Source organism: Rhodococcus sp. 14-2470-1a (genome assembly GCF_002259425.1).
Lineage (GTDB): Bacteria > Actinomycetota > Actinomycetes > Mycobacteriales > Mycobacteriaceae > Rhodococcoides > Rhodococcoides fascians_E.
Window position 1 is genome coordinate 77,974 of sequence record NZ_NPFZ01000005.1, and the last position, 23,636, is coordinate 101,609.

Genomic DNA, 23,636 nt, shown 5'->3' on the forward strand with positions numbered 1-23,636 from the left:
CCTCACATACGCGCACATTCAATCACTTCCGACGTCCGACAGATCCGCTTCTCGGTCGACTAACGTCTTGCCTCAGTACACAACGCGCACGTCCGATCGAAAATGAGGAGGGCTCATGCTCAAGGGATTCAAGGACTTCCTGCTCCGAGGAAACGTCGTGGACCTCGCCGTCGCGGTTGTCGTCGGCGCAGCGTTCACCGCGATCGTCACCGCATTCACCACCAACATCGTCAACCCCCTCGTTTCCGCCATCGGCGGCTCCAACGAGTACGGCTGGGGCTTCCAAATCACCTCCAGCGCCGAGACTTTCATCAACGTCGGTGCAGTGGTGACCGCAGTCATCAACTTCGTGATCATCGCGGCTGTCGTCTACTTCGTCCTCATCTTGCCTGTGAACACGGCCAAGAAGCGGTTCGTCAGCCAGCCCGAGAAGGAGCTGAGCGACGTCGACGTTCTCGTCCAGATCCGCGACATCCTCGCCGGCGGCACCGACGTCGGCCGTAAGCTCTCCACTCCCGCGGACACCACCGGCGGCAGCGGCGAAGCCATCGGCGACACCGACGAGCCGAGCGGTGGGGCGCACAGCAAGTCCTGAAAACGAGAGAAATAGCGCCTGCTTCTGCCGACGAATCGGTAGGGACAGGTGCTTTTCTTCATCCAAACAATCTTTCGGTTCGGAAATCTTTGAACCTAAGACAAATGGCCCCGGCGATTCGCCGGGGCCATTTTCACAGTGAAATAGGCGATCAGAACTTCTGGAGCGGGAACTCGGCAAGAGTGATCGTGGTTCCGTCGCTTTCACACGCGGATGCCACAGCAGCAGAGTTGTCCACGAACGCCTGACCGGATTCGCTTCCTGGCTCGGCAAGTTCCAGTGAGTCCGCCGGAAGTGCTGTCACCAACGTCTGCAGCTGCGTCTGAACGTCACCGGAGGCAGTGTCCCCGAGGGGTGCGAACTTGGCGATTGCGGCATCCTTGTCCGCCGTCCACTTCTCGGCGTCACCGTCGACGGGACCGGCCGCAGTCAAGTCGGTCAACTCGTCGTGTGCGGCTGCGAATTGGGTGCACGCGTCGGCATTCGCTCCGGACGCGGATTCGCTGCTGTCACTACTACATCCGGCAAGGGCGACCAGCGCGGTCAGTGCGACCGCAGAGATCAGAGTGGAACGCATTTGATATCAGCCATTTCTCGTGCCGAGCAGGCACACCGGCACCTGCCGCACGTTATCGAAGATGGAAGGGTCAGAACACAGATCGGGCCCGCCCGGATGATTCCGGACGGGCCCGATCGTGATGTCAGTGTGTCAACACTGAGGTGAAGCCGTTCTCAACTGATCGAGATCAGTTGAAGACCCAGGGGTTGCCGTAGGTGACAGCGACGTCGCCGGTGTCGCTGGTGACGGCGACGTACGGACGAACGCGGACGTTGCCGAGGATGCCGGTAGCGGTACCGTGAACGTTTGCGACCTGGATGGTTCCGGACGGGCCGGTCCCCGAGCCTTCGGTGCCCTGGACGTTGCCCGACGCGCCCGTTGCATCGACGATGCCGGGTCCGGGTGCGATCTCCGCGGAGAAACCAAGCGAAGGCAGCAGGTTATTGGTGGAGACGTCAGTGCTGGTCCCTGTCGCGACACCACCGTCTGCAGCCGTGTCCGAGCTCGATCCCAGCCCGAGGCTGAAGTTCGGAGTCTCGTAGCCGAAGGTGATCTTGCCACCGAGGCTGGCCGGGTAACCGACCTGGTAGCCGACGGTTACCGTGCCCGAGAAGTCTTCTGCGTCAGGTCCGGTGACTTCCCAGCCGGCAACGCCGTTGGCGAACCACTCGCGGGTGAGCGGGTTACCGTCCAGCGGCGAGACGCTGTTGATGAAGGTGTCAGACAGCGTCACGGTGATGAGGTTGCCGTTGGCATCCACAACCGAGTTGGTGCTGTCGACAGCGGCGGACGCGGTACCCGTACCGAGCACCAGGCCGACAACCGAAGCGCCGGCAACAACTGCAGCGCCCATGGACTTCAGTCCACGGCTACGCCGCGGCTTCTGGATCTCCGTCATTTACTTCCTCATCATGTTCAGTCCCAGCGCAGTCGCACGGGAAGCTTGTGGCTTTCACCCTCGGTTCCTCGTCAGCAACGACGCCGCGACTCCCCGAGCAGAACTAGATCCTTGGATCAGGTTCGTATATCAGTTCTGCCAGCCGCGTCCGGAGCGTATTGCTCGCACCCGGTCTGCCAGAAGCTGAGGGGAACATTAGAGGAGTTGCCGGATCGTGACAATCCCTACGATTGCCCGTCGTACATGCCCGAATCGTGATGTGTTTCAAGCATGTGAACGGTTTTCACACCATACCGGACAGTAACCCCGGTCACACCCATCGCCACCGTTGTCGATCCGTTACAAACCTCACTGCGGCGTAAACACGCGCTGATATGGGAAGACGTTCAGGTAACGCGGCGCTCGCACCGAGGCCGACGATCGAGCACGAGGTTTCGAATCACGCTGATTGGAAGTCCAGCAGTGCGTATCGGACATGAGCCGACGCTAACGGCGCGTAAACGAACTACTAACAGGACTGTGATTCACACTTAAAAATGTGTTGTGGATCACATCAGAAGTGGTGGGGTGGACGCTCGCGTTCGAACCAGTCGGCCGACGTCCTGGACGTCGACTCACTCCGATCGTCGGCCGTCTGTTCCGGAAGAACGTCGCCGAAAACACGAGCGAGCCGGGCCCGTTGCGCACGGGCCCGGCTCTCAGCGTCCGGCTCTGTCTTGTCCTGCTCTGCCCCGTTTGTCGCGGGCTTCTCGTCCTCAGGCATCGGCGATGCTCAAGCGTCCAATCCGGACAGCTCGGTGATGACCTGAGCGGCCAGCGGAGTCAACGTCGCCATACCGTCGCGGATAGCCGCCCGCGAGGACGCCAGATTGACCACCAGGGTGCTTCCCGATACCCCCACGAGACCACGCGAGAGGCCGGCGTCGAGTGAACCGGCCGCGAGACCCGAGGACCGCAGCGCCTCGCTGATGCCCGGAATCTCGCGATCCAGCACCTCGGCCGTGACGTCGGGAGTCACGTCGCGAGGCGAAACACCGGTCCCGCCGATGGACACCACCAGATCGACACCGCCGATCACCGCAGTATTCAGCGCGTTCCGAACGTCGACCTCGTCCGACGTCACCGCGACCACCCCGTCGACCAGGAAGCCCGCCTCGGTGAGCAGCTCCGTTACCAACGGACCCGTCGAATCCTTCTCGTTGCTGTGTGCGGTCCGATCGTCGACGATCACGACCAACGCCCGCCCGGCCAGAGGTGCCTCGTGTTCCATACCGATAACCGTAGTAGTAGAGCCCGCTCCCGATTCACGCTGTGCGTAAATCGTCGCCACGGTTGCCAGACGTTCGGTGTCGATCGGCATCATCGACCACCGGGGAAGCCGGGGATCTGCAGAGGCGATTGCGACTCGGACGGCGCCTGCACCGCTGCCGTCTGAGGCTCTGCCGTTCCGAGCGTCACGTCCACGGTTTTCTCGCTCCCACCCTCGGTGTAGGTGATCTTCACCGAGTCTCCCGGCGCGTGCGAACGCACAGCGGCGATCAGTGCGTCACCGCTCGTGATCACCCGATCGTCGACCTTGGTGATGACCGCACCCGTCGGGATGCCCGCTCCAGCCGCAGGACCGCCTTCGGTGACCTCGACGACCGTCGCGCCGTTCGCGTTGTTCTGAGAGGGCACCTGGACGCCGATCATCGCCTGCGTGGCCTTGCCCGTCGTACTCAGTTCGTCGGCAATGCGCTTTGCCTGATCGACCGGGATCGCGAAGCCGAGGCCGATGGATCCGCTCTGCGATCCGCTCGACTGGCCACCGCCAAGGGTCGCGATAGCGGTGTTGATCCCGATCAGCTGGCCCTCGGTGTTCACGAGCGCACCACCGGAGTTACCGGGGTTGATGGCCGCATCGGTCTGAATGGCGTCGATGACGGAGTTCTGGTTGCCGGATTCACCGCTCGTCGAGACCGGGCGGTTGAGTGAGGACACGATGCCCGTCGTGACGGTTCCGGCCAGGCCCAGAGGCGAGCCGATGGCCACGACCTGCTGACCGACCTGGAGGTTCGACGACGTTCCGAGCTCGATCGGCGTCAGGTCGGTGCGACCCTCGACCTTGATGACGGCCATGTCCGAGACCGCATCGGCACCGACGAGCGTCGCCTGAGCCGTCGAACCGTCGTTGAAGGCAACCGTGAGCTTGCCGTTGGCTCCGGCGCCCGTCGCCACGTGATTGTTGGTCAGAATGAGGCCATCCGACGACAGGATCACCCCGGAACCCTCGCCCTCGGCCTGACTGCCGGTCACCTGGATCTGCACGACGCTGGGCAGGACCTTGTTCGCGACGGCCTGAATGGAACCGTCGGGGATGTTCGCTGCGGGCTGAGCGGCCGTCACCGTCGAGTTGAGGGAGTTGGTGGCGTTGCCGGCTCCGTTGCCGCCTCCCGCCGCGTAGACACCCACTGCCCCGCCGATACCGCCGCCGACCAGAACCAGTGCGATTGCACCCGCTGCGATCGTCGCGCGGCCCGGTCGCCTGCGCAGAGCGGGCGGAGCCTGCACCGGAGCGTCGTGCTGCGTCGGAGCTGCATGAGTCTGGTTGTACCCGTAGCTCTGGGTGGGCGCGCCCTGCTGGTACGGATTGTGGCCGTACGAAGGGGCGGCGTACGGGTTGTGCGAACCCGGCTGCCCCTGCTGAGTCGGGAACTGCTGTGTCGCATGCTGATCGGACTGCGGAGCCGGATTCTGCCGCGTCGGATTCTGCTGGGCAGGATCGTGCGGGGTCGTGTTCGGCTCGGAGTCGTTACGATCGTCGGTCATCTGCAGTCGCTTCTTTCACTAGAAACCTCGCGTGGTGCGAAGTCACCCGCTCTGTTGTCGACTACATTGCCGGTCCGTACTGAGAGTGCGCTGAGATGCGCCTATCAGTTTCCCATGACTGTGCCGTCGGAATCGCCCTCTTCGGCCGCCACCAGGTCCGGTGCCGATTCCCCCGGCAGAACGATCCGAATGAGCGCACCTCCGCGCTCCGACACCTCGACGCCGATGGTTCCACCGTGCTTGACGACGACCTGGCGCACGATCGCCAAGCCGAGTCCGGAACCCGGCATGGACCGCGATGCCGTCGAGCGATAGAACCGCTCGAACACCAATTCCCGGTCCTCCTCGGGAATTCCAGGACCCGCATCGTCGACGGTCAGCTCCATCAACCCGTCGCCGATCCTGCGCATGACGACACGAACTTCACCGCCCGCCGGACTCCACTTGGCGGCGTTGTCCAACACGTTCAGAACCGCACGTGACAATCCGGCCTGATCGCCGTAGACGAACCACGGCTCCAGCGTCGCATCGAAGTCGATTTCGTTGCGGCGACGCCTCGCTCGCTCGAGACTCCGCTCGACGGCGTCGGCCAGATCCACCCGCTCGAACACCGTCTCCGGTGCGTCCTCCCGAGCCAGATCCACCAGATCACCGACGAGCGTGGACAACTCCTGAATCTGCGCGACGACGTCCGTACGCAGCTCTGCCATGTCCTCGTCCGGAATCGCCGGCGCCCCGGGACGGCCGGCAGCGATCAACAATTCCATGTTGGTCCGCAGCGACGTCAGCGGCGTACGCAACTCGTGACCGGCGTCGGCGACCAATCGGCTCTGCCGCCCACGCGATTCCGCCAACGCACGAAGCATCGTGTTGAAACTCGTCGTCAGCCGGGCCAATTCGTCGTCGCCGGTCACGGGAATCGGCGTCAGATCATCCGTCCGCGCAACCCGTTCCGCGGCAGCGGTCAGGCGCGCAATGGGTCTCAACCCGGTTCTGCCGACAGCCATGCCCGCACCCGCCGCGAGCACGACGCCGAAGGCGCCGACGACCAGAAGCACCCACGCCAGCCGGTCCAGCACAGCACCCGTCGGCGACAGTCTTTGCGCGATGACGATCGCACTGCCGTCCTGTGCACGCTGACTCAGAACACGCTGATCGTCGACCGTGCGCAAGGACAGATCCGTCCGGCCCTCCGCGACAGCGATTTCCGGCTCACCGATCGGCACCTTCGAACCCGGCGGCACGTACTTGCTCAGGTCCGGAAAGACAAGCGCGACGGACACGTCGGTGCTGTAGAGCGTCGCGCCGGCAACGTAACGAGGGTCGAACGTGACGATGTTGCTGTTGATCAGAGCGTCCGCACGGGTGCGAAGCTGACTGTCCACGTCGCCGTACAGGGCCCGCGAGACCACCGCGTACGCCGCGATCGCCATCACGGCCACCGCCACGGCCACCACCGACGCCGCCAACAACGTCACCCGCCAGCGCAAGGAGACCGTGCGAGTCAGCGGCATCGGAGGACGCATCGCGGCCGGATCCGACGAACGCTGCCCTGCCATCGAACGCTGCCCTGCCGAAGAGCGCTGACCGAAAGGAGCGACCATCACGGAGGCGTCTCGCGGAGAACGTAACCGACGCCGCGGACAGTGTGGATCAACCGAGGCTCACCCTCGGCCTCGGTCTTACGACGCAAGTAGCCGACGTACACCTCGAGAGCGTTGCCCGACGTCGGGAAGTCGTACCCCCACACCTCCTCCAAGATGCGGCTGCGAGTCAGAACCCGACGCGGGTTCATCATCAACATCTCCATCAGCGAGAACTCGGTACGCGTCAGACTGATCGACCGCTCCCCGCGGGTGACCTCACGGGTCACAGGATCGAGCGACAGATCAGCGAAGGTCATCGCCTCCGATTCACCCTCGGCGTCCATCGCCGTCCGACGAAGCAGCGCACGCAAGCGAGCAAGTAGTTCTTCGAGCGCGAAAGGCTTGGGCAGATAGTCGTCGGCGCCGGCGTCGAGGCCCGCGACGCGCTCGGACACGGAGTCACGCGCAGTCAGCACCAGGATGGGCAGATCATCGCCCGTACTACGCAGCCGACGGCACACTTCCAAGCCGTCCAACCGCGGCATCATGACGTCGAGAACCAAAGCATCCGGGCGAGCCGCTGCAACTTTCTCGAGCGCATCGAGCCCGTCGACCGCCAATTCCACCGTGTACCCGTTGAAGGTGAGCGACCTCCTGAGCGAGTCCCGGACTGCTCGATCGTCGTCGACAACCAAAATGCGCATTGTCATAGTTTGTCCTGACGGACTGAGATATGTCTGAGAAGGGGTCTAGTCCACACTCGGCAGGCGCCGCGCAATGGGCAGATTCCACCGACGCCACAGAGCCAGCACCCGCAGACCCGTCGCAATGATCGTGCCCGCGACCAGGCCCACGTTGTCCGGAAGGCCCGACCCCTCGACGATCGCCACCACCGTCGACCCCAGCAGAGCCGGCACCGCATACAAGTCCCGGCGCAGCAGCAGCGGAACCTCGTTGACGAGAACATCCCGGATGACGCCACCGGCCACAGCCGTCGTCGCGCCGATCAAGCATGCCGACAACGAGCTGCCACCAGCAGCCAACGCCACCGTCGCACCCGTCGCCGCGAACAGCCCCATCCCGAACGCATCGAACAACAGAACCCCACGCCAAATCCGATTCATCACCGGATGCGCCACGAACACCACCAACGACGTCGCCAGAGCAACCGTCACATTCGGCCACTGATCCAACGACGTCGGCGGATGAATGCCCAGCAGCACGTCGCGAATGATGCCCCCGCCGATACCCGTCGTGATCCCGACAACGCACACCCCGAACAAATCCAACCGCTTACGAACACCGATCAACGCCCCGGACGCCGCAAACGCCACAATTCCCACATACCCCAGCACCTCGACCAGCACGGGACAAGCGTCGCACGACTCCCTACAGGCGCCGAAATCTTCCCTGTTCCGTCAGCGCAACTGGCCGTGTGGTCGGGTTCGTCGCGACGACCTACAGTTCACTGAGCTGGACAGTTCCGTCCTCGTCCACGCTCCAGCCGGGGTTGTGGCAGACCTCCCAGATGACGCCGTTGGGGTCGGCGAAGTGGCCGTTGTACCCACCGAAGGCAGCTTTCTGCGGCTGCTTGATCAAGGTCCCACCTGCGTCGACGGCTGCCTTCACCACTGCGTCGGCTTCGGCGGGCGAGCTGACGTTGTGGGAGAGCGTCAACCCGCCCACCGTTGCGGGCCCGTCGTTCCGCCCGAGGTCCTCGGTGAATTTCTGTGCGTCGAACAAGCCCAGAACCAAGCCCGACGCGATCTGGAAGAAGATGATCTCTCCCGGTACGTCCAGAAGAGGTGTCCACCCGAGGCCGTCGCGGTAGAACGCTCGGGACGCATCGACGTCGGGAGTAGCGAGTGTCAGGAAATGTACGCGCTGATCCATGCACCCAGTCTGACGCCTCCGGCCCGGTCTGGCAGGCTTTCCACGGTCACTACCGAAGAGAGTGCAGGTGAGAAAGTTGCCGATCGTCGACAACGCGGTCTATGTCGACGGCAAGCGTGCCGTCACCCCGGACAACCTCGACAGCACGTACGAGGCCATGCGGGATCGACACGGCATGGCGTGGATCGGCCTCTATCGACCCGAGGAAGAGGAGATCAATTCGGTTGCAGCCGAATTCGGACTCCACCGCCTTGCCGTCGAAGACGCCATCGCCGCGCACCAGCGCCCCAAGCTCGAGCAGTACGGCGACCAACTCTTCGTCGTCTTCCGGCCCGCCCGCTACATCGACGAAACCGAGAAAGTCGAGTTCGGCGAGCTGCACGTCTTCCTCGGACCGGACTTCGTCGTCACCATCCGCCACGCCGAATCGCCCGAATTATCCGCCGTCAGATCGCGATTGGAAGCCGAACCCGAGCTGTTGACGCTCGGCACCGAAGCCGTCATGTACGCCATCCTCGACCAAGTCGTCGACGAGTACGAGCCCGTCGTCGAAGGGCTGCAGAACGACATCGACGAAATCGAGGACCAGCTCTTCTCCGGCGACCCATCCGTGTCCCGACGCATCTACACGCTCTCGCGTGAAGTAGCCGAATTCCAGCGCGCAACCGAACCATTGGTGTCGATGATCGAAGCCCTGAAACGCGGCAACAACGAATACGAACTCGACGTCGAACTCAAACGATCCCTCCGCGACGTCCTCGACCACTGCGTCCGCATCACCGAACGCGTGGAGGGCTTCAAAGCGACTCTGCAGAACGCGTTGCAGACCCACGCCACACTCGTCGCGCAGCAGCAGAACGAGGAAATGCGCGCCATGACGCAGGTCAGCCTCGATCAGACCGAGCAGACCAAGAAAATATCGTCCTGGGGCGCAATCCTGTTCGCTCCCTCGCTGATCGCCGCCATCTACGGGATGAACTTCGAGGACATGCCGGAGCTCAAATGGCACCTGGGATATCCCATGGCCATCCTCGGCATGGTCGTCCTGTCCTCCGTCCTCTACCTGGTCTTCAAACGCCAGAAGTGGCTGTGAGCGGAAATGCAGGCCAGGGCAGGAGCGGAGCCTGCGGAGTGACCAGACGGCACTACATTTCCGCTCACCTGTTCAGGTGCCCTTGACGTTGAGGATCTGCCGCAACTCGTGCTCGACCTCCACGAGATCGACCGCGTCGGCCATCACAATGTCTATATCCTTGTAAGCGTCGGGAATCTCGTCGACGAACTCCTCGCCGTCGCGAAACTCGATACCCACCATCCGATTCCGCAGATCCTCCACCGTGTACCGCTTCCTGGCCTCGGTCCGCGAGAACCTCCGCCCGGCGCCGTGGGGAGCCGAGCACAGCCCGGCTGCACTCCCCTTACCCACGACGACGTACGACCTCGTCCCCATCGAACCTGGGATCATCGCCTTGACGCCCTCGTGAGCATCCACCGCACCCTTACGTGTTAGCCACACATCCTTGTTCCCGTGCCGTTCCTTCACCGTGTAGTTGTGGTGGCAATTGACCCTCTCGATCTCACCATGATCGGCGACGCCCATCCACCGCGCGAACACCGCACCGAACCGGTCCATCATCTCGGCCCTGTTGAGGTAGGCGAACCGCTGCGCCCACTTCAGATCCCTGATGTACTTACCGAACTCGGGAACCCCCTCGGGGATGTAGGCGAGATCCTTGTTCGGCAGATCGATCCACCACTGCTTGCACAACCTCTGCGCGACGGCAATGTGCTTCTTGGCAATCTTGTTCCCGACGCCACGCGACCCGCTGTGCAGGAACAACCAGACATGGTCGGTCTCGTCGAGGCACAATTCGCAAAAGTGGTTGCCCGATCCGAGTGATCCGAGCTGCTCACGCCACTTCGGTGAATGCGACAGGTCGACGGCGTTCGCCGCCGCGAGGCCCTCCAACTCGGCCAACTTCTCGGCAGTGAAGTCCCACGCGTCGACACCGAGGTTGTAGTTGCCCATCGACAGCGGAATGCTCGCCTCGATCGCGAGCCGCAGCTTCGACAGGTCGCGTCCCTCGAGATCGGACTTCGTGAATCCAGTACGTACACCGATCATTCCGCAGCCGATGTCCACCCCGACAGCAGCCGGAATAACAGCACCGAGCGTCGGAATGACGGTCCCGACGGCACTGCCCATTCCGCTGTGCGCGTCGGGCATCAGTGCGACGTGCGGGTGAACGAACGGCATCGACGCGGTCTCCCGGGCCTGCGCCAGCGTGTTGTCCTCGAGATGAGAAGCCCAATTGAGCAGCTTCGAGCCCACCTTGTTCGGGGGCATGATGTGTCCTTTCAGCCCCCTCGCACGGAGGAGGCGTTATTCGAAAAGTCGTTTCACGAACGGAACGGAATCCGCCTGTGATTGCAGAAGTGCACCGCTGTGATCCGTCGGGTACGTGTGGAGCGTGACGTCCTGACCGTTCGCCTTCATCTGAGCAACCAGTGAAAGAGCAGCGGGTGCAGGCACATCCACGTCCGTCAAACCTTGGCCGATGAAGACCGGACGGTCGTAGCCGGAGACGGGCACACCCATGTAGTCGTTCAACAGACCGTAGAAATTCGGAATCTGGTTCAACGGTTTGGCAAACAGATCACCGGAGACGGTGCCCACGAACTCGTCCTCAGCATCGAACACGCAGACCCTTTCCGCGCGGTCGACCAGCTGTCTTCCCTGTTCGGTGAGGTACGAGTCGAGGTCGATCTCCGGATGCGCATATCGCAGACCCGCCAGGATGTACAGCAGATACGTCGTCAGACCCTTGCCCGCGGCGACCGGAAGAACTCCCGGGCCCAGCGGCAGAAGTGCCAGCTCGATGTTCGCCGGCACCCCGGTCCCGACGGCTCCGCGGTAATCCAGCTCGGGGCCACCGTATTCCGTCGCGTATCGAGCGGTGGTGATCGCTGCGCCACCGCCCTGGGACTGGCCGATCACTACCCACTTGTTCGACAACGACGGCTCGACGGATCTGGCCGCCTTCACCGAATCCACGACACTGTGCGCAGACACCTTGCCGTCGAGATACGGCATCAAGCCAGGCGTGCCCAGGCCGACGTAATCGGTCGCGGCAATCGCGTATCCCTGCTCGATCCACGTCGACAAGTAGCCGAAATCTCGCTCACGGTCGGCGGGGCCGACACGGGACGGCGCACACTCGTCGGCGAGACCGGAAGTGCCATGAGCCCAACCGACGACCGGCCAACCCCCCTCGGGCGCCGGTCCCTCCGGAACGAAAAACGTTCCACTACTGAGCGCCGGAGCACCGTCGGATCCGACAGTCCAATACGTGATGCGCTGCGCCTCACCGGTTCCGGGAATCCACAGATCAGTGGGCAGCGGGGACGTCTCCACAATCGTGCCGGGCGTCCTGTCCACCGGCTCTGCGGATGCAACAGCACCTGCCATGGTGCACGCAAGAACAGCGCACGTCAGGGCAGCAGCGGACCGAAAAGCGAAGGAAGTGGACACTTCGACAGACTAACGGCTTCTCCACACCGGACGCCAGGGTTTTGTTTGCCCCCTGAAGCGGAGCGAACGTGCCGTTCGGTCACTTGAAGTGACCGAACGGCACGTTCGCTCTCGGAAAGGTTGCTCGGGTTCAGCTCGGGTCGTAGACACCTGTCTGTACGGCCTTGACGAGTCGGCGAGGGACTTTGAATTCCTGCCCGCCGACGCGGACGCTCACGAGGTCGGGAGCGACGGCTTTCCACTGTGCTCGGCGGCTGCGGGTGTTGGACCGCGACATTTTCCGCTTCGGTACAGCCATGTCTCAGGCCTCCTTACGGCTGCGACGGCCGTAGCGCTTCTCGAACTTCTCCACGCGACCCTGGGTGTCCATGATGCGTGCGGCACCGGTCCAGAAGGGGTGGGATTCGCTGGTGACGTCGACGATGACGAGTGGGTAGGTGTTGCCGTCTTCCCATTCGACCTCCCGGGTCGAGGTGATGGTGGACCGGGTGAGGAACTTGGTTCCTGTTCCTGCGTCCTGGAATACCACGGGGTGGTAGTCGGGATGGATTCCTGCCTTCATTCCTGTGCCTCTTTCTTCTGCTCCGAGTACGGGGATTCTGTTGTTTCGCACGGGTCTTCGTGCCACTGGCCGAACGGGTCGTTCCATTCGGCCCATGCCTGCCGGTCGGTCATCTCGCCGTCGGACACCAGCGCCCACTGCAGCGTCCGGTCGATTTCGGAGGGGTCGGCGGCGTGGACCAGGACGACCAGCGAGGTGTCGCGGTCACCGAAGTCGTCGTTCCACCGAAGGGCAGCCATGGCCCGACGCGAGGTGTCGACGCCGTCCTGTTCCTCCGGTGTCATTGCGGCCAGCCATTTTCCGGCACTGGCGACGCGCAGGCCGCCGCCGGCGGACTCGATCCACAGGGCCTCGTCGGGTTGGGTTGCCACCCAGGCGCGTCCGCGTGCGGTGACGACGCCGTCGAGCAGAACGTCGATTGCCTCGTGGAGTCGTTCGGGATGGAAGGGTCGCGTCGCCGAGAATTCGACGAGAGTCACTCCGCAATCCGCCGTGAGTGGAGGTTCACCGCGCAGCAGCGGCGAGTGGGCGTCGGTGATGGCGCCGCGACGCGCACCCAGCGGAACGGCAGCGACCAGCGCGTCGGCGTCGAGCTTGTCCCCCGGCCCCACCCACGCGATGGGCGCACCAGGTGCCAGACGCTCCAACACGGCGGCGAGCTTGGCGCGTTCCCACGCGTCGACCTCGGGGCCTGCGGTGACGACGAGAGCATCGGCATAGTCGACCTGCCCGACGACGACCTGCGCGACGGTCCGGTCGTCGTCGCCGCTGGCCACGATTCCTCGGTCGGCCAGGGCGTCGTCGCCGGTGGCGTCCGCGAGCCAGGTGGCGGCGTCGAGGCAGTCGATCACGGCTTCGATACGGACGTCTCGCGAAGCCGATCCGTCGACCTGACCGACGATGCCCGCGACGACGACGTTCTCGATCGCCCAGCACAACGCTTCCGGCTCGAGGGCAGGATCCATCGCCAGGACGATCCGTTGCACCGAACTACGGGTGGACAGCGTCCTCAGTAGCGGGAGGAGGTCCTCACGCAGCGTGCAGGAGACACAGCCGTGCGCGAGTTCGAGAATGGTTTCGCGCGGTGCGTCGCCGTCCGCGTAGAGCGTCCGGCGGACGACGCCCTCGTAGACGCGGCTGAGGTCGTGGCGTACGGCGACGGTGCCCGGCCCGAGCAGTGAGGTCACCACGTCGTCCATGGCACCCGTCCAACCGGATACGAGTACGAGTGGTGTGCGGCCGTCCACAAGCAGATCCCTTCTATCGACAACGATTGTCATTTCTTGCGTTGTCACGCTACATTCGAAACAACGCTTTGTCGAAAACGATTGTCATGTCAGCTAGAGAGGACCGCGTATGTCCGCGCACTGCCAGGTGACGGGACGGAAGCCGGGATTCGGTAAGTCCGTTTCGCACTCGCACGTCAGGACCAGCCGTCGCTGGGACCCGAACATCCAGAAGAAGACCTACTTCGTCCCGAGCCTCGGCCGCCGCGTCACCCTGACGCTCTCGGCGAAGGGGATCAAGACCATCGACCGTGACGGAATCGATGCCGTCGTCGCCAAGCTCGTAGCACGAGGGGAGAAGCTCTGATGGGAAAGAGCACGGACGTCCGTCCGATCATCAAACTCAAGTCGACCGCAGGCACCGGATACACCTACGTGACCCGCAAGAACCGTCGAAACGACCCCGATCGCATCGTGCTCAAGAAGTACGACCCCGTCGTCCGCAAGCACGTCGACTTCCGTGAAGAACGCTAGCCGCGAGGAGCGCTGACATGGCCAAGAAATCGAAGATCGCCAAGAACGAGCAGCGGAAGGTCGTCGTCGCCCGGTGGGCAGCCCGCCGGAGCGAACTGAAGGAGATCATCCGGAAGCCGTCGACACCCGATTCCGAGCGAGCAGAGGCCCAAGCGGCACTGCAGCGTCTACCGCGCGACGCGAGTCCGGTACGATTGCGCAATCGTGACGCTGCGGATGGACGTCCGCGCGGTCACCTGCGGAAATTTGGACTGTCACGCGTGAAGGTACGCGAGATGGCTCACCGTGGGGAGCTGCCAGGCGTCCACAAGTCGAGCTGGTAAGGAACAGGGAAGAACAGATGGCAGTCAAGAGAGCACCGTCGAAGAAGGTCCGCGCAGAGGCAGGACGTCGACCCAAGAAGAACCCGTTGAACGCCGCCAAGGTGACCACGGTGGACTACAAGGACATCAACCTTCTTCGTCAGTTCATCTCGGACCGCGGCAAGATCCGTAGCCGCCGCGTCACCGGCCTCACGCCGCAGCAGCAGCGTCAGGTCGCCGTCGCAGTGAAGAACGCTCGTGAGATGGCTTTGCTGCCGTTCACCAGCCGGTAAGAATTTCTCGTAGGAAAGGCCACGCACTCTCGGGTGCGTGGCCTTTCTGCGTGAGCACTAGAGTTAGTCCTGGCCAGCCTCCCCGAGAGAAACGAGACCTACCGCTCCATGTCCGGTGTTCTCGAAGGCTTCACGGTCATCTTCATCGTCATCGCGCTCGGCTACGTACTCGCCAAGTTCCGAGTTCTCGGCGAGCACGGCCAGTTCGTCCTGAGCCGGCTCGTGTTCTTCGTCGCGACACCTTCGCTGCTGTTCGTGACACTCGCGCAGGCCGACCTGGCCGTCATCCTGTCGCCGATCCTCGTGATCGCCGGCGTGACCGCCCTCGCCGTCGGCGCCCTGTACTTCCTCCTGGCCCGGCTCGTGCTGAAACGCCGCGTGCCCGAGGCAACGATCGGCGGCCTGGCGTCGTCCTACGTCAACGCCGCCAACCTCGGCATTCCCATCGCGGTGTTCGTGCTGGGCGACGCCAACTTCGTCGCACCGCTGCTGCTCTTCCAGATCATGGTGTACTCGCCGTTGGCGCTGACCATCCTGGACCTGTCGACCATGGGCAAGAAAGCATCCATCCGCAATATCGTCGTCACGCCCTTCAAGAACCCCATCGTCCTCGCCGGCGCCGCAGGACTCCTGCTGTCCATCTTCGGCATCGAACTGCCCGAAGCCATCATGCAGCCGTTCGACCTGGTCGGCGGCGCCGCCGTGCCCGGCGCTCTTCTCGCGTTCGGTCTCTCGCTCTACGGCGCCCGTGTTCTCCAGAAAGGCACGAGCCCCAGGCGAGACGTACTCCTCGCGACGGCGATGAAAATGGTGCTCCAGCCGGTCCTCGGCTACCTCATGGGACTCGCCATGGGATTGGAAGGGCACGAACTCTTCGCCATCACCGTCATCTCCGCGCTGCCCACCGCCCAGAACGTCTTCGTCTTCGCGAACCGCTACAACCGCGCCGTCGTCATGGCGCGGGACACGGCCTTCGTCACCACCATCGCAGCGATACCCGTCATCGCACTGGTGACAGCCCTGCTGGCCTGACCGATCGCCCGATTCTTGGACTACCCAAAGGTTCTCCTCAGCTCCCGCGGTTACTTTGGAATCATGAGGTTTCTGGCTGCAGGAGTTCTGCTGTGCGTCCTGCTCGTCGGGTGCGGCAACGACCCTGCCGACGGCGGTGACGACGTCGAAGCCACCACCCCTACGTCTGCGCAGCTGATGCACAGTCCCAGTGCACCGCCGGTGCCCGTGGAGGTTCCGGTAGGCGACGTCGGGACGATGTTCGAATCCACCCCAGGACTGGTGCGCGCGGTGTCGACGCCGTTCGAGTCGTGGAGCCAGATCTCCCCCAACACCATCGCCATCCATTTCGTCACCGGAACCCCGGAGTGCTACGGGGCCGAGGTGGAGGTCACCGAGTCCGACACCGAAGTCGTCATCGCACTGCGCACCGGAACGCTTCCCGAGGCCGCGGACAAGGCCTGCATCATGGTCGCCGTGTACGGCACGATGCAGATGACCTTGAGTTCGCCCGTCGGAGACCGCGCCATCGTCAACGCGGCCTAGTAACCTGACCCAGGTGAGCGATCACCTGCCCGAACAGAACCGTGAATCCGTCCGTGCCGCCGACGCGGACCGCAACCTCGTCGCGAAGCTCCTCAGTGACGCTCTGGCCGGTGGCCAGCTCACGGTGTCCGAGTACGACGAACGCACGGCCGCCGCGTATCGCGCGAAAACCTACGGTGAACTCGACGTTCTCACCAGCGACCTTGCGCTGACGCCGCCCACCGAAGCTCTCTACTCGGCTCCCAGCCGTTCCACCGATCGCGCCGTCGCCATCATGAGTGGATTCGAGCGCAAGGGAGAATGGACCGTCGCACCGCGCGTCGAGGCCGTCGCGTTCTGGGGCGGCGGTGAGATCGACCTACGCCGAGCACACTTCTCGGCTCCCGAGGTGACGCTCAACTGCGTTGCGATCATGGGCGGCATCGACATCACGGTCCCCCGCAACGTCGCCGTCGAAGTACGCGGCGCAGGTATCATGGGCGGCTTCGACCACCTGAGCCAGCAAGGTGCTCCCGGAGCCCCACGAATCGTGGTGACAGGCTTCGCCTTCTGGGGCGGCGTCAGCATCAAAGCCAAGGACTAGCGGGACTTCCTGCGTTTCAGATAGTCCGACACCACCGCAGCTCCCAGCCCGTCCAGCTCGGGGGCGATGACTCGCCCGCCGACCCGCTCGGCCATCTTGTCCACGACGCGGGCCAACCCCGGATCGTCTCCCAACCGGAAGATGGTCACCTGCGCACCCAGCTTCGCCACCGTGTCGAGTTCACGGACCGTCAGCCCCAACGTTCTGTTCGACGGCGGATAGTCGAAATACGCGTGCCCGTCGGGCTCGAGGTGCGCGGTGGGCTCGCCGTCGGTCACGATCAGCACGACGGGTTGCGCGTTGGGATGCCGACGCAGGTGCCGCACCGCCAGCATCAACGCGTGATGCAGATTGGTGCCCTGGTCGTACGCCCCGTCGAGACCGGCCAGTTCCGACGCCGTCAACGTCTGCGCGTGACGACCGAAGCCGATCAGCTGCAGATCGTCACCGCGAAACCTGGTGCTGACAAGGTGATTCAACGCAAGCGCGGTGCGTTTCATCGGCACCCAGCGACCGTCCATCACCATCGAGAACGACGTGTCGACGAGCAACGCAACGGCCGCCTGCGTCCGCGTTTCGGTCTCGCTGATCTCGACGTCGGTCACCTGGAGTTGCACCGGGAACGTCGAACCTTCGGCTGCGGTGCGCAGGACGGCATTGTTGACGGTGCGGGTGACGTCCCACGGCTCCGTGTCACCGAATTCCCATGCCCGAGAAGCACCCGTCGGCTCTCCCATCGCACCGGCCTTGCGCGTGTCGCGCTCGCCGCCGCGTCGGGAAATTCGTCCCGCGACGTCCTTGAGGGCCGACTGTCCCAGCTGACGCATCGCCTTCGGCGACAGCCGCCACTGGCCGTCGGCACCCTTGTCCATGAAACCTTGCTGTTCGAGCGCCTTTTCGAGCTCGGCCAACATGCGAGCATCCGCCGCAGCTTCGGGCCCCAACTGTTTCAGCAACGCGTCGGCGTCGATGTCGTCGAGCGCGGCGCCGTTGTACTGCTGGGAAAGCTGATTTCCGAGGTTCTCCAGATCAGCGATGTCCTGCAGCGCACCGGTCCCGTCGCCCAGGCCCATCCCGTTCTCGCCGCGGAAGTTCTGCGAACCGTCCCAATCCTCCCCCGGCCTGGCCTGCTGAAGGTTCTGGTCCAGCTGGTCGAGCTGTTGCAGAAGAGTGGAATCTCCGAATGCCTGCTGCGCCAGCGCATCCAATTCCGCTCGCTGCTCCGGGCTCAGCGAGTTCCGCAGACGCTGAGCTGCCGCGGCGCGCTGAGCGAGCGAATCGAGGAGCTCCTCGACGTTCGACGGATTCTCGGGGAAATGCTGGCCGTGCTCGGCCATGAACTCCGAGAAGTCCTGCTCGGTGTCCTCGCCTCGATTGTGCTTGTCCAGAAGCTCGTTCAGATCCTTCAGCATCTCGCTGATGGCTTGTCGATCCTCGTCCGTCGCATTCTCGAGCGCATTCTTCATACCGGCGAAGCGTTGGTCCAACATCTCCCGCCCGAGGAGATCCTTGATCTTCTCGTAGTTCTCACGACCCTCCGAGGAACGCCAGTCGTAATCGGCCAACTCCTGCACGGCCTGCGCCGTCGACGGGGACAGATCCCCGATTTGCATCTCCTGGAAACGCGCATCGTCGTCGAGCGCACGCGCCAGCGCCTTGCGCTCCTCGAGCACAGCTTTGTCCAGGAGTTCGCGGACCTCCTGAAGTGTTCCGTCGAGGTTGTTCTTGCGCAGAAGATCCCGTCGCCGACGGTTGGCCTCGGCCGCCAGATCGTCGAGGCCCCTCATGTTCCGGGTACCCCGCCGGAGCATCTCCTGCATCGCCCGGCGAGGCGATGCGCCCTCGAGCACGTCCTCGCCGATCGACTCCAGTGCTTCGCGGAGGTCTACCGGCGGTGCCAGTGGATCGGGGCCGTCGTGATACCGCCCGTATCTACTGGCAGGCATCAGCTGTACACCGTCTGTCCGTCGTCATCGGGATCCTTGGAAATCCGCCGCGCAAGGTACAACCCTTCCAGCGCGAGTTCCGTTGCGGCAGCGCGTTCGCCGTCGGAGGTCGCGTTCAGACGCTCGTCGATGTCCTGCAGCACCTCGAGGTCCGGCAGCTCACCGATCAGTGTCTTGGCGGCAATTCGGTCGCCCGTCACCACCGGCTCACCCTGTTCGATGGCCGTGACGAGCGGTGCCAGGTTGATTCCGCCCAACCGGTCCCGCACCGTGTCGGCCGTCGCGCGCCGAAGCAGATGCTCGAGCACCTCGGTCTCGCGGCCCTCTTCACCGGACTCGAATTCCACCTTGCCCCTGAGCACTTCGATGATGGTTCCGAGGTCCACCGGCCGCGCCACCGCGTCGCTCTCGCCGAGAACCGCAGCACGATGCACCGCTGCGGCCGCGATGGTCTCCGCCGCCGCGATGGCGAACCGCGCCGACACACCCGAACGCTGGTCGACGGACGGCGACTCACGCAGCAGCCGGGTGAACCGAGCCAGCACCTCGAGCAGATACGACGGTACGTTCGCCGGGAGGTTGGCCTCCTGCTCGATCACCGAGATCTCGTCGGCCAACGCATGCGGGTAGTGAGTACGTATCTCGGCGCCGAAGCGGTCCTTCAGTGGAGTGATGATCCGCCCACGGTTGGTGTAGTCCTCGGGGTTCGCGCTCGCGACGAGGACGACATCCAGCGGCAGCCGCAGCGTGTAGCCGCGGACCTGGATATCCCGCTCCTCCATGACGTTGAGCAGTGAAACCTGAATACGTTCCGCGAGATCGGGGAGTTCGTTGATCGCCACGATCCCCCGGTGACTCCGCGGCACGAGCCCGAAGTGGATGGTCTCCGGATCTCCCAGACTCCGACCCTCGGCGACCTTCACCGGATCGACATCGCCGACGAGGTCCGCAACCGACGTGTCCGGAGTCGCCAGCTTCTCCGAGTATCGCTCGCTACGGTGACGCCACTCGACGGGCAACCCGTCGCCGAGCTCACGTGCGCGTCGGATACTCGCCGGAGTGATGGGTTCGTACGGATGCTCACCGAGCTCGGAACCTGCAATGACAGGCGCCCACTCGTCGAGCAGAAGGTTCAACGTACGCAGAAGGCGTGTCTTTCCCTGCCCTCGTTCACCGAGCAGAACAACGTCATGACCAGCAAGAATCGCTCGCTCGAACTGCGGAAGCACAGTCTTGTCGAAGCCCAGAATTCCCGGCCACGCATCCCTGCCCTCACGCAACGCGTCGAGCAGATTTTCCCGGAGTTCTTCTTTCACGGAGCGCTGCACGTGTCCGGACGCACGCAACTCGCCGACAGTGGTGATGCCAGGTCGATTAGAGGTCACTTCACCAAAGTACGCCCGTCTCAGAAGAAGCACCGTTCGTCGAGTTCGCACTTGTGCAGAGAAACGGGGGTCTTTCGTCTGCACAAGTGCGAACTCGTCACACAGGCGCGCCCGCTTGCCGCAGTTTGCGTCGAACACGCTCGACCACCTCGCGCGGACGGAGGCGCAGTTGCTCCGAATTCACTCGGACCACCAGCCAGCCGGCGCGCTCGAGCCTCTCGAACCGCTCGATGTCCCAGGACCGCTGCTTCTCCGACGTCCAGTGCTGCACCCCGTCGTACTCGACGGCCACCTTCCACTCCGGCCAGCCCAGATCGCAGCGAGCGAACAACATGCCGTGTTCGTCGGCAACGCGAATCTGTGTCTCGGGTGGAGGCAGTCCTGCATCGACGAGCAACAGCCGAGTAGCGGTTTCCTGCGGAGACTCTGCACCACCGTCGACGAGTGCCAGAACCGATCGCGCCGCGGATACTCCCCGTAAGCCCGCATACCGTGCGCACAACGGAAGAACGTCTGCAGCCGAGATTCCGGACACTCCTGACAGGTCGTCCAGAACCTGCACGGCCCGCACTCTGGGGAGCCGCCTCGCCAGATCGAACATGGTTCTGGGGATCGTGGTCACCGGCAGACCTGCGACGGTGGTGATCTCGACATCGCGGACGGTATCGAATCGGATGCGGATACCGTCGAGTTGGCGTCGGCGTCCGAGCCAGATCACCTCCGCAGGCGAGTCGGGGTCGATCCATCGTGCGCCGTGCAATGCAGCTGCCGACATCCCGCAACACACCGCCGCCCTACCAGCGAACTCATGGGCTGCCCGCGCCCGGACAACGGCGTCGATCCGAACGTCCTTGCGCACATAGACGTCGCGGTGAATGCGCTTGAAGCCGTGGGTCAGCTGATGTCGAGTCAGGCTACCGTCGCGGACTGCGAGGGAACCTCTGAACGGCTGGTCGGCGGGCACCCGCCCACGATTGCACGGCTACCCACCCGAAAAGCGGTCTGGAGCCGGAGCCTGTGGATAGATTCCGGTCTGTCCACAGGGCGCGAGTTCGCACTTGTGCAGACCAATCAGGTGCTTCGGCCCGCACAAGTGCGAACTGGATCAGTGCGCGAAGTGACGCGAACCGGTGAGGTACAGCGTGACGCCGGCGTCCTGGGCTGCGGCGATGACTTCGTTGTCGCGGACGGATCCGCCGGGCTGCACGACGGCTTTGACGCCTGCGGCCAAGAGAACCTGCAGGCCGTCGGGGAACGGGAAGAAGGCGTCCGAGGAGGCAACCGAACCGACGACGCGATCGCCCGCACGCTGGACGGCGAGATGAGCTGCGTCGACGCGGTTGACCTGGCCCATACCGACGCCGACGGACGCGCCGTCCTTGGCCAGCAGGATTGCGTTGGACTTGACGGCACGGCCTGCACGCCAGGCGAATTCGAGATCCTTCAGGGTCTGCTCGTCCGCTGCGTCACCGGCTGCCAGAGTCCAGTTGGCCGGGTTGTCGCCGTCGGCGTCGATGGCGTCGCGTTCCTGCAGCAGAGTCCCACCGGAGATCGGCTTGAGCTCGACACCCTTGCCCGACGGCGCGGCCGCGAGCAGAACCCGAATGTTCTTCTTGCGCTGCAGAACTCCGAGTGCACCGTCTGCGTAGGACGGAGCGACGATCACCTCGGTGAAGATTTCCGCGACCTGCTCGGCCATCGCGACCGTCACTTCGCGGTTGGCTGCGATCACGCCGCCGTAAGCACTGACGGGGTCGCAGGCGTGGGCTTTGCGGTGCGCTTCGGCGATATCCGCGCCGACGGCGATGCCACACGGATTGGCGTGCTTGATGATCGCGACGGTCGGGCCCTCGTGATCGAAAGCGGCACGCCACGCTGCGTCGGCGTCGGTGAAGTTGTTGTAAGACATTTCTTTGCCGTGCAGCTGCTCGGCCTGAGCTATGCCGGTGCCGGCCGGGTCCTTGTACAGGGCTGCGGCCTGATGCGGGTTCTCGCCGTAGCGCAGCACTGCCGCGCGGTCCCAGGTGCCGCCGATCCATTCGGGGAACTGCGAGTCCGATTCCACGAGAACGCTGCTCATCCACGAGGCGACCGCGACGTCGTACGCAGCGGTGTGCTGGAACGCCTGTGCCGCAAGCGAAGTGCGCTCGGCGAGCGTGAACCCGCCGCCGGACACTGCGGTGAGTACATCGGAGTACCGAGCCGGATCCACCACGACCGCCACCGACGGGTGATTCTTCGCGGCAGCGCGGACCATCGACGGGCCACCGATGTCGATCTGCTCGACGCATTCGTCCGGTGTCGCGCCACTGGCAACGGTGTCGGTGAACGGATAGAGGTTCACCACGACCAACTCGAACGCCTCGATCCCGAGCTCCTCGAGCTGCGAAACATGCTCCGGCCGACGGGTATCGGCGAGAACACCCGCATGGACACGCGGATGCAGCGTCTTCACACGGCCGTCGAGGGTCTCGGGAAATCCGGTGAGATCCTCGACCTTGGTGACCGGGATCCCGGCGTCGGTGATCTTGGATGCTGTCGATCCGGTGGAGACCAGAGCGACGCCTGCCGTGTGCAAGCCGGTTGCGAGTTCGATCAAACCGGTCTTGTCGTAGACGCTGACCAGTGCGCGGCGCACTGCTTTACGTTCACTCATGGTTGAATCTGAGCCTTTCGTCCATCGGAGACAACACCTCGGGTGGCAACAGCTGCGATCACATCGACCAGAAGCCTGCGTTCCACGGTCTTGATTCGCTCGTGCAGAGTCGCGACATCGTCGTCGCCCAGCACGGGCACAGCTTCCTGAGCCAGAATCGGCCCGGTATCGACACCGGCATCGACGAGATGCACCGTCGACCCGGTCAGTTTGACGCCGTAGGCGAGCGCATCCTCCACTGCATGCGCACCGGGGAACGACGGCAACAGCGCAGGATGAGTGTTGACGATGCGTCCGGCGAACGCACCGAGAAAATCGGAACCGAGAATCTTCATGAAGCCGGCGGTCACCACCAGATCGGGCTCGTGCGCCAGCACACGTTCGGTGAGAGCCGCATCCCAGCCATCACGGTCCGCGAACTCCCTCAGCCCGACGCGGAAATGCGCAATCCCGGCAGTGTGTGCATGCCGGGCAGCGTCGCAATCACGATCGACACCGACCGCAACGATCCGCGCCGGATAGGACTCGGCCTTCGTCGCATCGATCAGGGACTGCAGAAGCGATCCGGTGCCCGAAGCGAGGACAACGACGCGTGCTGGGTGCTCACGGGTGGCAGTCAGCGCACTTCTCCTGATCGATCGAGGCCGGATCGCCCGTCTGTATCTGACCGGGACCAGTGTGAAGAATAGTCGCTGCCTGTTCGGGCGTCGTAACGCAGGTC

At 63.9% G+C, this 23,636-nt stretch carries 27 protein-coding genes; 9 read left to right on the forward strand and 18 right to left on the reverse strand.

All coding sequences use genetic code 11. The features are described 5' to 3' along the window. Positions 1-115 precede the first annotated feature (115 nt). Positions 116-595: a large conductance mechanosensitive channel protein MscL gene (gene mscL / locus CH292_RS02895; RefSeq protein WP_019664505.1), complete on the forward strand. Its 480-nt coding sequence runs from the start codon at positions 116-118 to the stop codon at positions 593-595. Between the two features lie 151 nt (positions 596-746). On the opposite strand, the gene CH292_RS02900 is transcribed toward mscL, so the two are convergent. The 8 genes from CH292_RS02900 to CH292_RS02940 all read right to left on the reverse strand — a co-directional run bounded on the left by CH292_RS02900 (position 747) and on the right by CH292_RS02940 (position 8,339). Further along, positions 747-1,172, reverse strand: a complete 426-nt coding sequence (locus tag CH292_RS02900; RefSeq protein ID WP_094653952.1) for a hypothetical protein — start codon at positions 1,170-1,172, stop codon at positions 747-749. Positions 1,173-1,341: 169 nt separating this feature from the next. Next, positions 1,342-2,052, reverse strand: a complete 711-nt coding sequence (locus tag CH292_RS02905; RefSeq protein ID WP_094653953.1) for an MspA family porin — start codon at positions 2,050-2,052, stop codon at positions 1,342-1,344. A gap of 772 nt (positions 2,053-2,824) precedes the next feature. Continuing rightward, positions 2,825-3,322: a molybdenum cofactor biosynthesis protein B gene (locus CH292_RS02915; protein ID WP_019664499.1), complete on the reverse strand. Its 498-nt coding sequence runs from the start codon at positions 3,320-3,322 to the stop codon at positions 2,825-2,827. Positions 3,323-3,411: 89 nt separating this feature from the next. After that, positions 3,412-4,860 carry a S1C family serine protease gene (locus CH292_RS02920; RefSeq protein WP_094653955.1) on the reverse strand — a complete coding sequence of 483 codons (1,449 nt, stop codon included), beginning with the start codon at positions 4,858-4,860 and terminating at the stop codon, positions 3,412-3,414. Positions 4,861-4,964: 104 nt separating this feature from the next. Next, the gene (locus tag CH292_RS02925) at positions 4,965-6,419 is read right to left on the reverse strand and encodes a HAMP domain-containing sensor histidine kinase (protein WP_256977892.1); all 1,455 of its coding nucleotides are present in this window, start codon (positions 6,417-6,419) and stop codon (positions 4,965-4,967) included. Positions 6,420-6,463: 44 nt separating this feature from the next. Further along, entirely contained in the window at positions 6,464-7,156 is a 693-nt protein-coding gene (locus CH292_RS02930) for a response regulator transcription factor (RefSeq protein ID WP_170945144.1), read from the reverse strand. A gap of 39 nt (positions 7,157-7,195) precedes the next feature. Continuing rightward, a complete protein-coding gene (locus CH292_RS02935; protein WP_019664495.1) occupies positions 7,196-7,813 on the reverse strand; it encodes a trimeric intracellular cation channel family protein in 618 nt (205 codons plus the stop codon). Positions 7,814-7,904: 91 nt separating this feature from the next. Beyond that, entirely contained in the window at positions 7,905-8,339 is a 435-nt protein-coding gene (locus CH292_RS02940) for a VOC family protein (RefSeq protein WP_094653957.1), read from the reverse strand. Positions 8,340-8,415: 76 nt separating this feature from the next. Here CH292_RS02940 and corA point away from each other — a divergent pair, with 76 nt between their 5' ends. After that, a complete protein-coding gene (gene corA, locus CH292_RS02945) occupies positions 8,416-9,432 on the forward strand; it encodes a magnesium/cobalt transporter CorA (protein WP_037185226.1) in 1,017 nt (338 codons plus the stop codon). A 72-nt stretch (positions 9,433-9,504) separates the two neighbouring features. On the opposite strand, the gene CH292_RS02950 is transcribed toward corA, so the two are convergent. The 5 genes from CH292_RS02950 to mrf form a co-directional block, all read right to left on the reverse strand. Beyond that, positions 9,505-10,686, reverse strand: coding sequence for an RtcB family protein (locus CH292_RS02950; RefSeq protein WP_094653958.1), 1,182 nt, complete (start codon positions 10,684-10,686; stop codon positions 9,505-9,507). A gap of 36 nt (positions 10,687-10,722) precedes the next feature. Next, positions 10,723-11,808, reverse strand: a complete 1,086-nt coding sequence (locus tag CH292_RS02955) for a lipase family protein (protein WP_170947606.1) — start codon at positions 11,806-11,808, stop codon at positions 10,723-10,725. Positions 11,809-12,001: 193 nt separating this feature from the next. Beyond that, positions 12,002-12,169, reverse strand: a complete 168-nt coding sequence (gene rpmF, locus CH292_RS02960) for a 50S ribosomal protein L32 (protein WP_037110618.1) — start codon at positions 12,167-12,169, stop codon at positions 12,002-12,004. Between the two features lie 3 nt (positions 12,170-12,172). Then, positions 12,173-12,433 (reverse strand): type B 50S ribosomal protein L31, encoded by a 261-nt coding sequence (locus CH292_RS02965; RefSeq protein ID WP_019664488.1) that lies wholly within the window; start codon positions 12,431-12,433, stop codon positions 12,173-12,175. Further along, positions 12,430-13,680 carry a ribosome hibernation factor-recruiting GTPase MRF gene (gene mrf / locus CH292_RS02970; RefSeq protein WP_094653959.1) on the reverse strand — a complete coding sequence of 417 codons (1,251 nt, stop codon included), beginning with the start codon at positions 13,678-13,680 and terminating at the stop codon, positions 12,430-12,432. Before mrf ends, CH292_RS02965 begins: the two co-directional genes overlap by 4 nt. 109 nt (positions 13,681-13,789) lie before the next feature. Between mrf and rpmB the strand changes: the two genes are divergently transcribed. The 7 genes from rpmB to CH292_RS03005 all read left to right on the forward strand — a co-directional run bounded on the left by rpmB (position 13,790) and on the right by CH292_RS03005 (position 16,928). Continuing rightward, positions 13,790-14,026, forward strand: a complete 237-nt coding sequence (gene rpmB, locus CH292_RS02975; protein WP_019664486.1) for a 50S ribosomal protein L28 — start codon at positions 13,790-13,792, stop codon at positions 14,024-14,026. Continuing rightward, positions 14,023-14,193 carry a 50S ribosomal protein L33 gene (gene rpmG, locus CH292_RS02980; RefSeq protein ID WP_170947607.1) on the forward strand — a complete coding sequence of 57 codons (171 nt, stop codon included), beginning with the start codon at positions 14,023-14,025 and terminating at the stop codon, positions 14,191-14,193. The genes rpmB and rpmG overlap by 4 nt, the downstream gene beginning before the upstream one ends. Positions 14,194-14,210: 17 nt before the next feature. Next, on the forward strand, positions 14,211-14,516 hold the full coding sequence (rpsN, locus tag CH292_RS02985; protein WP_019664484.1) for a 30S ribosomal protein S14: 306 nt from the start codon (positions 14,211-14,213) through the stop codon (positions 14,514-14,516). A gap of 17 nt (positions 14,517-14,533) precedes the next feature. After that, entirely contained in the window at positions 14,534-14,788 is a 255-nt protein-coding gene (rpsR, locus tag CH292_RS02990) for a 30S ribosomal protein S18 (protein WP_008719028.1), read from the forward strand. A gap of 108 nt (positions 14,789-14,896) precedes the next feature. Beyond that, positions 14,897-15,820: an AEC family transporter gene (locus CH292_RS02995; RefSeq protein WP_019664483.1), complete on the forward strand. Its 924-nt coding sequence runs from the start codon at positions 14,897-14,899 to the stop codon at positions 15,818-15,820. Between the two features lie 63 nt (positions 15,821-15,883). Further along, a complete protein-coding gene (locus tag CH292_RS03000) occupies positions 15,884-16,345 on the forward strand; it encodes a hypothetical protein (protein WP_019664482.1) in 462 nt (153 codons plus the stop codon). A gap of 13 nt (positions 16,346-16,358) precedes the next feature. Next, positions 16,359-16,928 (forward strand): DUF1707 domain-containing protein, encoded by a 570-nt coding sequence (locus CH292_RS03005; protein ID WP_019664481.1) that lies wholly within the window; start codon positions 16,359-16,361, stop codon positions 16,926-16,928. On the opposite strand, the gene CH292_RS03010 is transcribed toward CH292_RS03005, so the two are convergent. From CH292_RS03010 to purN, 5 genes are all read right to left on the reverse strand, one after another. Then, positions 16,925-18,874, reverse strand: coding sequence for a VWA domain-containing protein (locus CH292_RS03010; protein ID WP_019664480.1), 1,950 nt, complete (start codon positions 18,872-18,874; stop codon positions 16,925-16,927). The genes CH292_RS03005 and CH292_RS03010 overlap by 4 nt on opposite strands. Continuing rightward, a complete protein-coding gene (locus CH292_RS03015) occupies positions 18,874-20,259 on the reverse strand; it encodes a sigma 54-interacting transcriptional regulator (RefSeq protein WP_026347681.1) in 1,386 nt (461 codons plus the stop codon). The genes CH292_RS03010 and CH292_RS03015 overlap by 1 nt, the downstream gene beginning before the upstream one ends. A 97-nt stretch (positions 20,260-20,356) precedes the next feature. Next, entirely contained in the window at positions 20,357-21,223 is an 867-nt protein-coding gene (locus CH292_RS03020) for a DUF559 domain-containing protein (RefSeq protein WP_037161515.1), read from the reverse strand. Positions 21,224-21,364: 141 nt separating this feature from the next. After that, positions 21,365-22,915, reverse strand: a complete 1,551-nt coding sequence (purH, locus tag CH292_RS03025) for a bifunctional phosphoribosylaminoimidazolecarboxamide formyltransferase/IMP cyclohydrolase (protein WP_094653960.1) — start codon at positions 22,913-22,915, stop codon at positions 21,365-21,367. Next, a complete protein-coding gene (gene purN, locus CH292_RS03030) occupies positions 22,912-23,550 on the reverse strand; it encodes a phosphoribosylglycinamide formyltransferase (RefSeq protein ID WP_094626244.1) in 639 nt (212 codons plus the stop codon). The genes purH and purN overlap by 4 nt, the downstream gene beginning before the upstream one ends. Positions 23,551-23,636 lie beyond the last annotated feature (86 nt).

Excerpts from the sequence above, each read along its gene's own strand:
- CH292_RS03000 (WP_019664482.1), top strand. The coding sequence starts at position 15,884 with ATGAGGTTTCTGGCTGCAGGAGTTCTGCTGTGCGTCCTGCTCGTCGGG.
- CH292_RS02995 (WP_019664483.1), top strand. The coding sequence starts at position 14,897 with ATGTCCGGTGTTCTCGAAGGCTTCACGGTCATCTTCATCGTCATCGCG.
- rpmF (WP_037110618.1), bottom strand. The coding sequence starts at position 12,169 with ATGGCTGTACCGAAGCGGAAAATGTCGCGGTCCAACACCCGCAGCCGC.
- CH292_RS02955 (WP_170947606.1), bottom strand. The coding sequence starts at position 11,808 with ATGGCAGGTGCTGTTGCATCCGCAGAGCCGGTGGACAGGACGCCCGGC.
- CH292_RS02930 (WP_170945144.1), bottom strand. The coding sequence starts at position 7,156 with ATGACAATGCGCATTTTGGTTGTCGACGACGATCGAGCAGTCCGGGAC.
- CH292_RS02940 (WP_094653957.1), bottom strand. The coding sequence starts at position 8,339 with ATGGATCAGCGCGTACATTTCCTGACACTCGCTACTCCCGACGTCGAT.
- rpmB (WP_019664486.1), top strand. The coding sequence starts at position 13,790 with ATGTCCGCGCACTGCCAGGTGACGGGACGGAAGCCGGGATTCGGTAAG.
- purH (WP_094653960.1), bottom strand. The coding sequence starts at position 22,915 with ATGAGTGAACGTAAAGCAGTGCGCCGCGCACTGGTCAGCGTCTACGAC.
- CH292_RS02905 (WP_094653953.1), bottom strand. The coding sequence starts at position 2,052 with ATGACGGAGATCCAGAAGCCGCGGCGTAGCCGTGGACTGAAGTCCATG.
- CH292_RS02965 (WP_019664488.1), bottom strand. The coding sequence starts at position 12,433 with ATGAAGGCAGGAATCCATCCCGACTACCACCCCGTGGTATTCCAGGAC.
- CH292_RS02920 (WP_094653955.1), bottom strand. The coding sequence starts at position 4,860 with ATGACCGACGATCGTAACGACTCCGAGCCGAACACGACCCCGCACGAT.
- CH292_RS02900 (WP_094653952.1), bottom strand. The coding sequence starts at position 1,172 with ATGCGTTCCACTCTGATCTCTGCGGTCGCACTGACCGCGCTGGTCGCC.
- rpsN (WP_019664484.1), top strand. The coding sequence starts at position 14,211 with ATGGCCAAGAAATCGAAGATCGCCAAGAACGAGCAGCGGAAGGTCGTC.
- CH292_RS02950 (WP_094653958.1), bottom strand. The coding sequence starts at position 10,686 with ATGCCCCCGAACAAGGTGGGCTCGAAGCTGCTCAATTGGGCTTCTCAT.
- CH292_RS03010 (WP_019664480.1), bottom strand. The coding sequence starts at position 18,874 with ATGCCTGCCAGTAGATACGGGCGGTATCACGACGGCCCCGATCCACTG.
- rpsR (WP_008719028.1), top strand. The coding sequence starts at position 14,534 with ATGGCAGTCAAGAGAGCACCGTCGAAGAAGGTCCGCGCAGAGGCAGGA.
- mscL (WP_019664505.1), top strand. The coding sequence starts at position 116 with ATGCTCAAGGGATTCAAGGACTTCCTGCTCCGAGGAAACGTCGTGGAC.
- CH292_RS02915 (WP_019664499.1), bottom strand. The coding sequence starts at position 3,322 with ATGGAACACGAGGCACCTCTGGCCGGGCGGGCGTTGGTCGTGATCGTC.
- CH292_RS02925 (WP_256977892.1), bottom strand. The coding sequence starts at position 6,419 with ATGGCAGGGCAGCGTTCGTCGGATCCGGCCGCGATGCGTCCTCCGATG.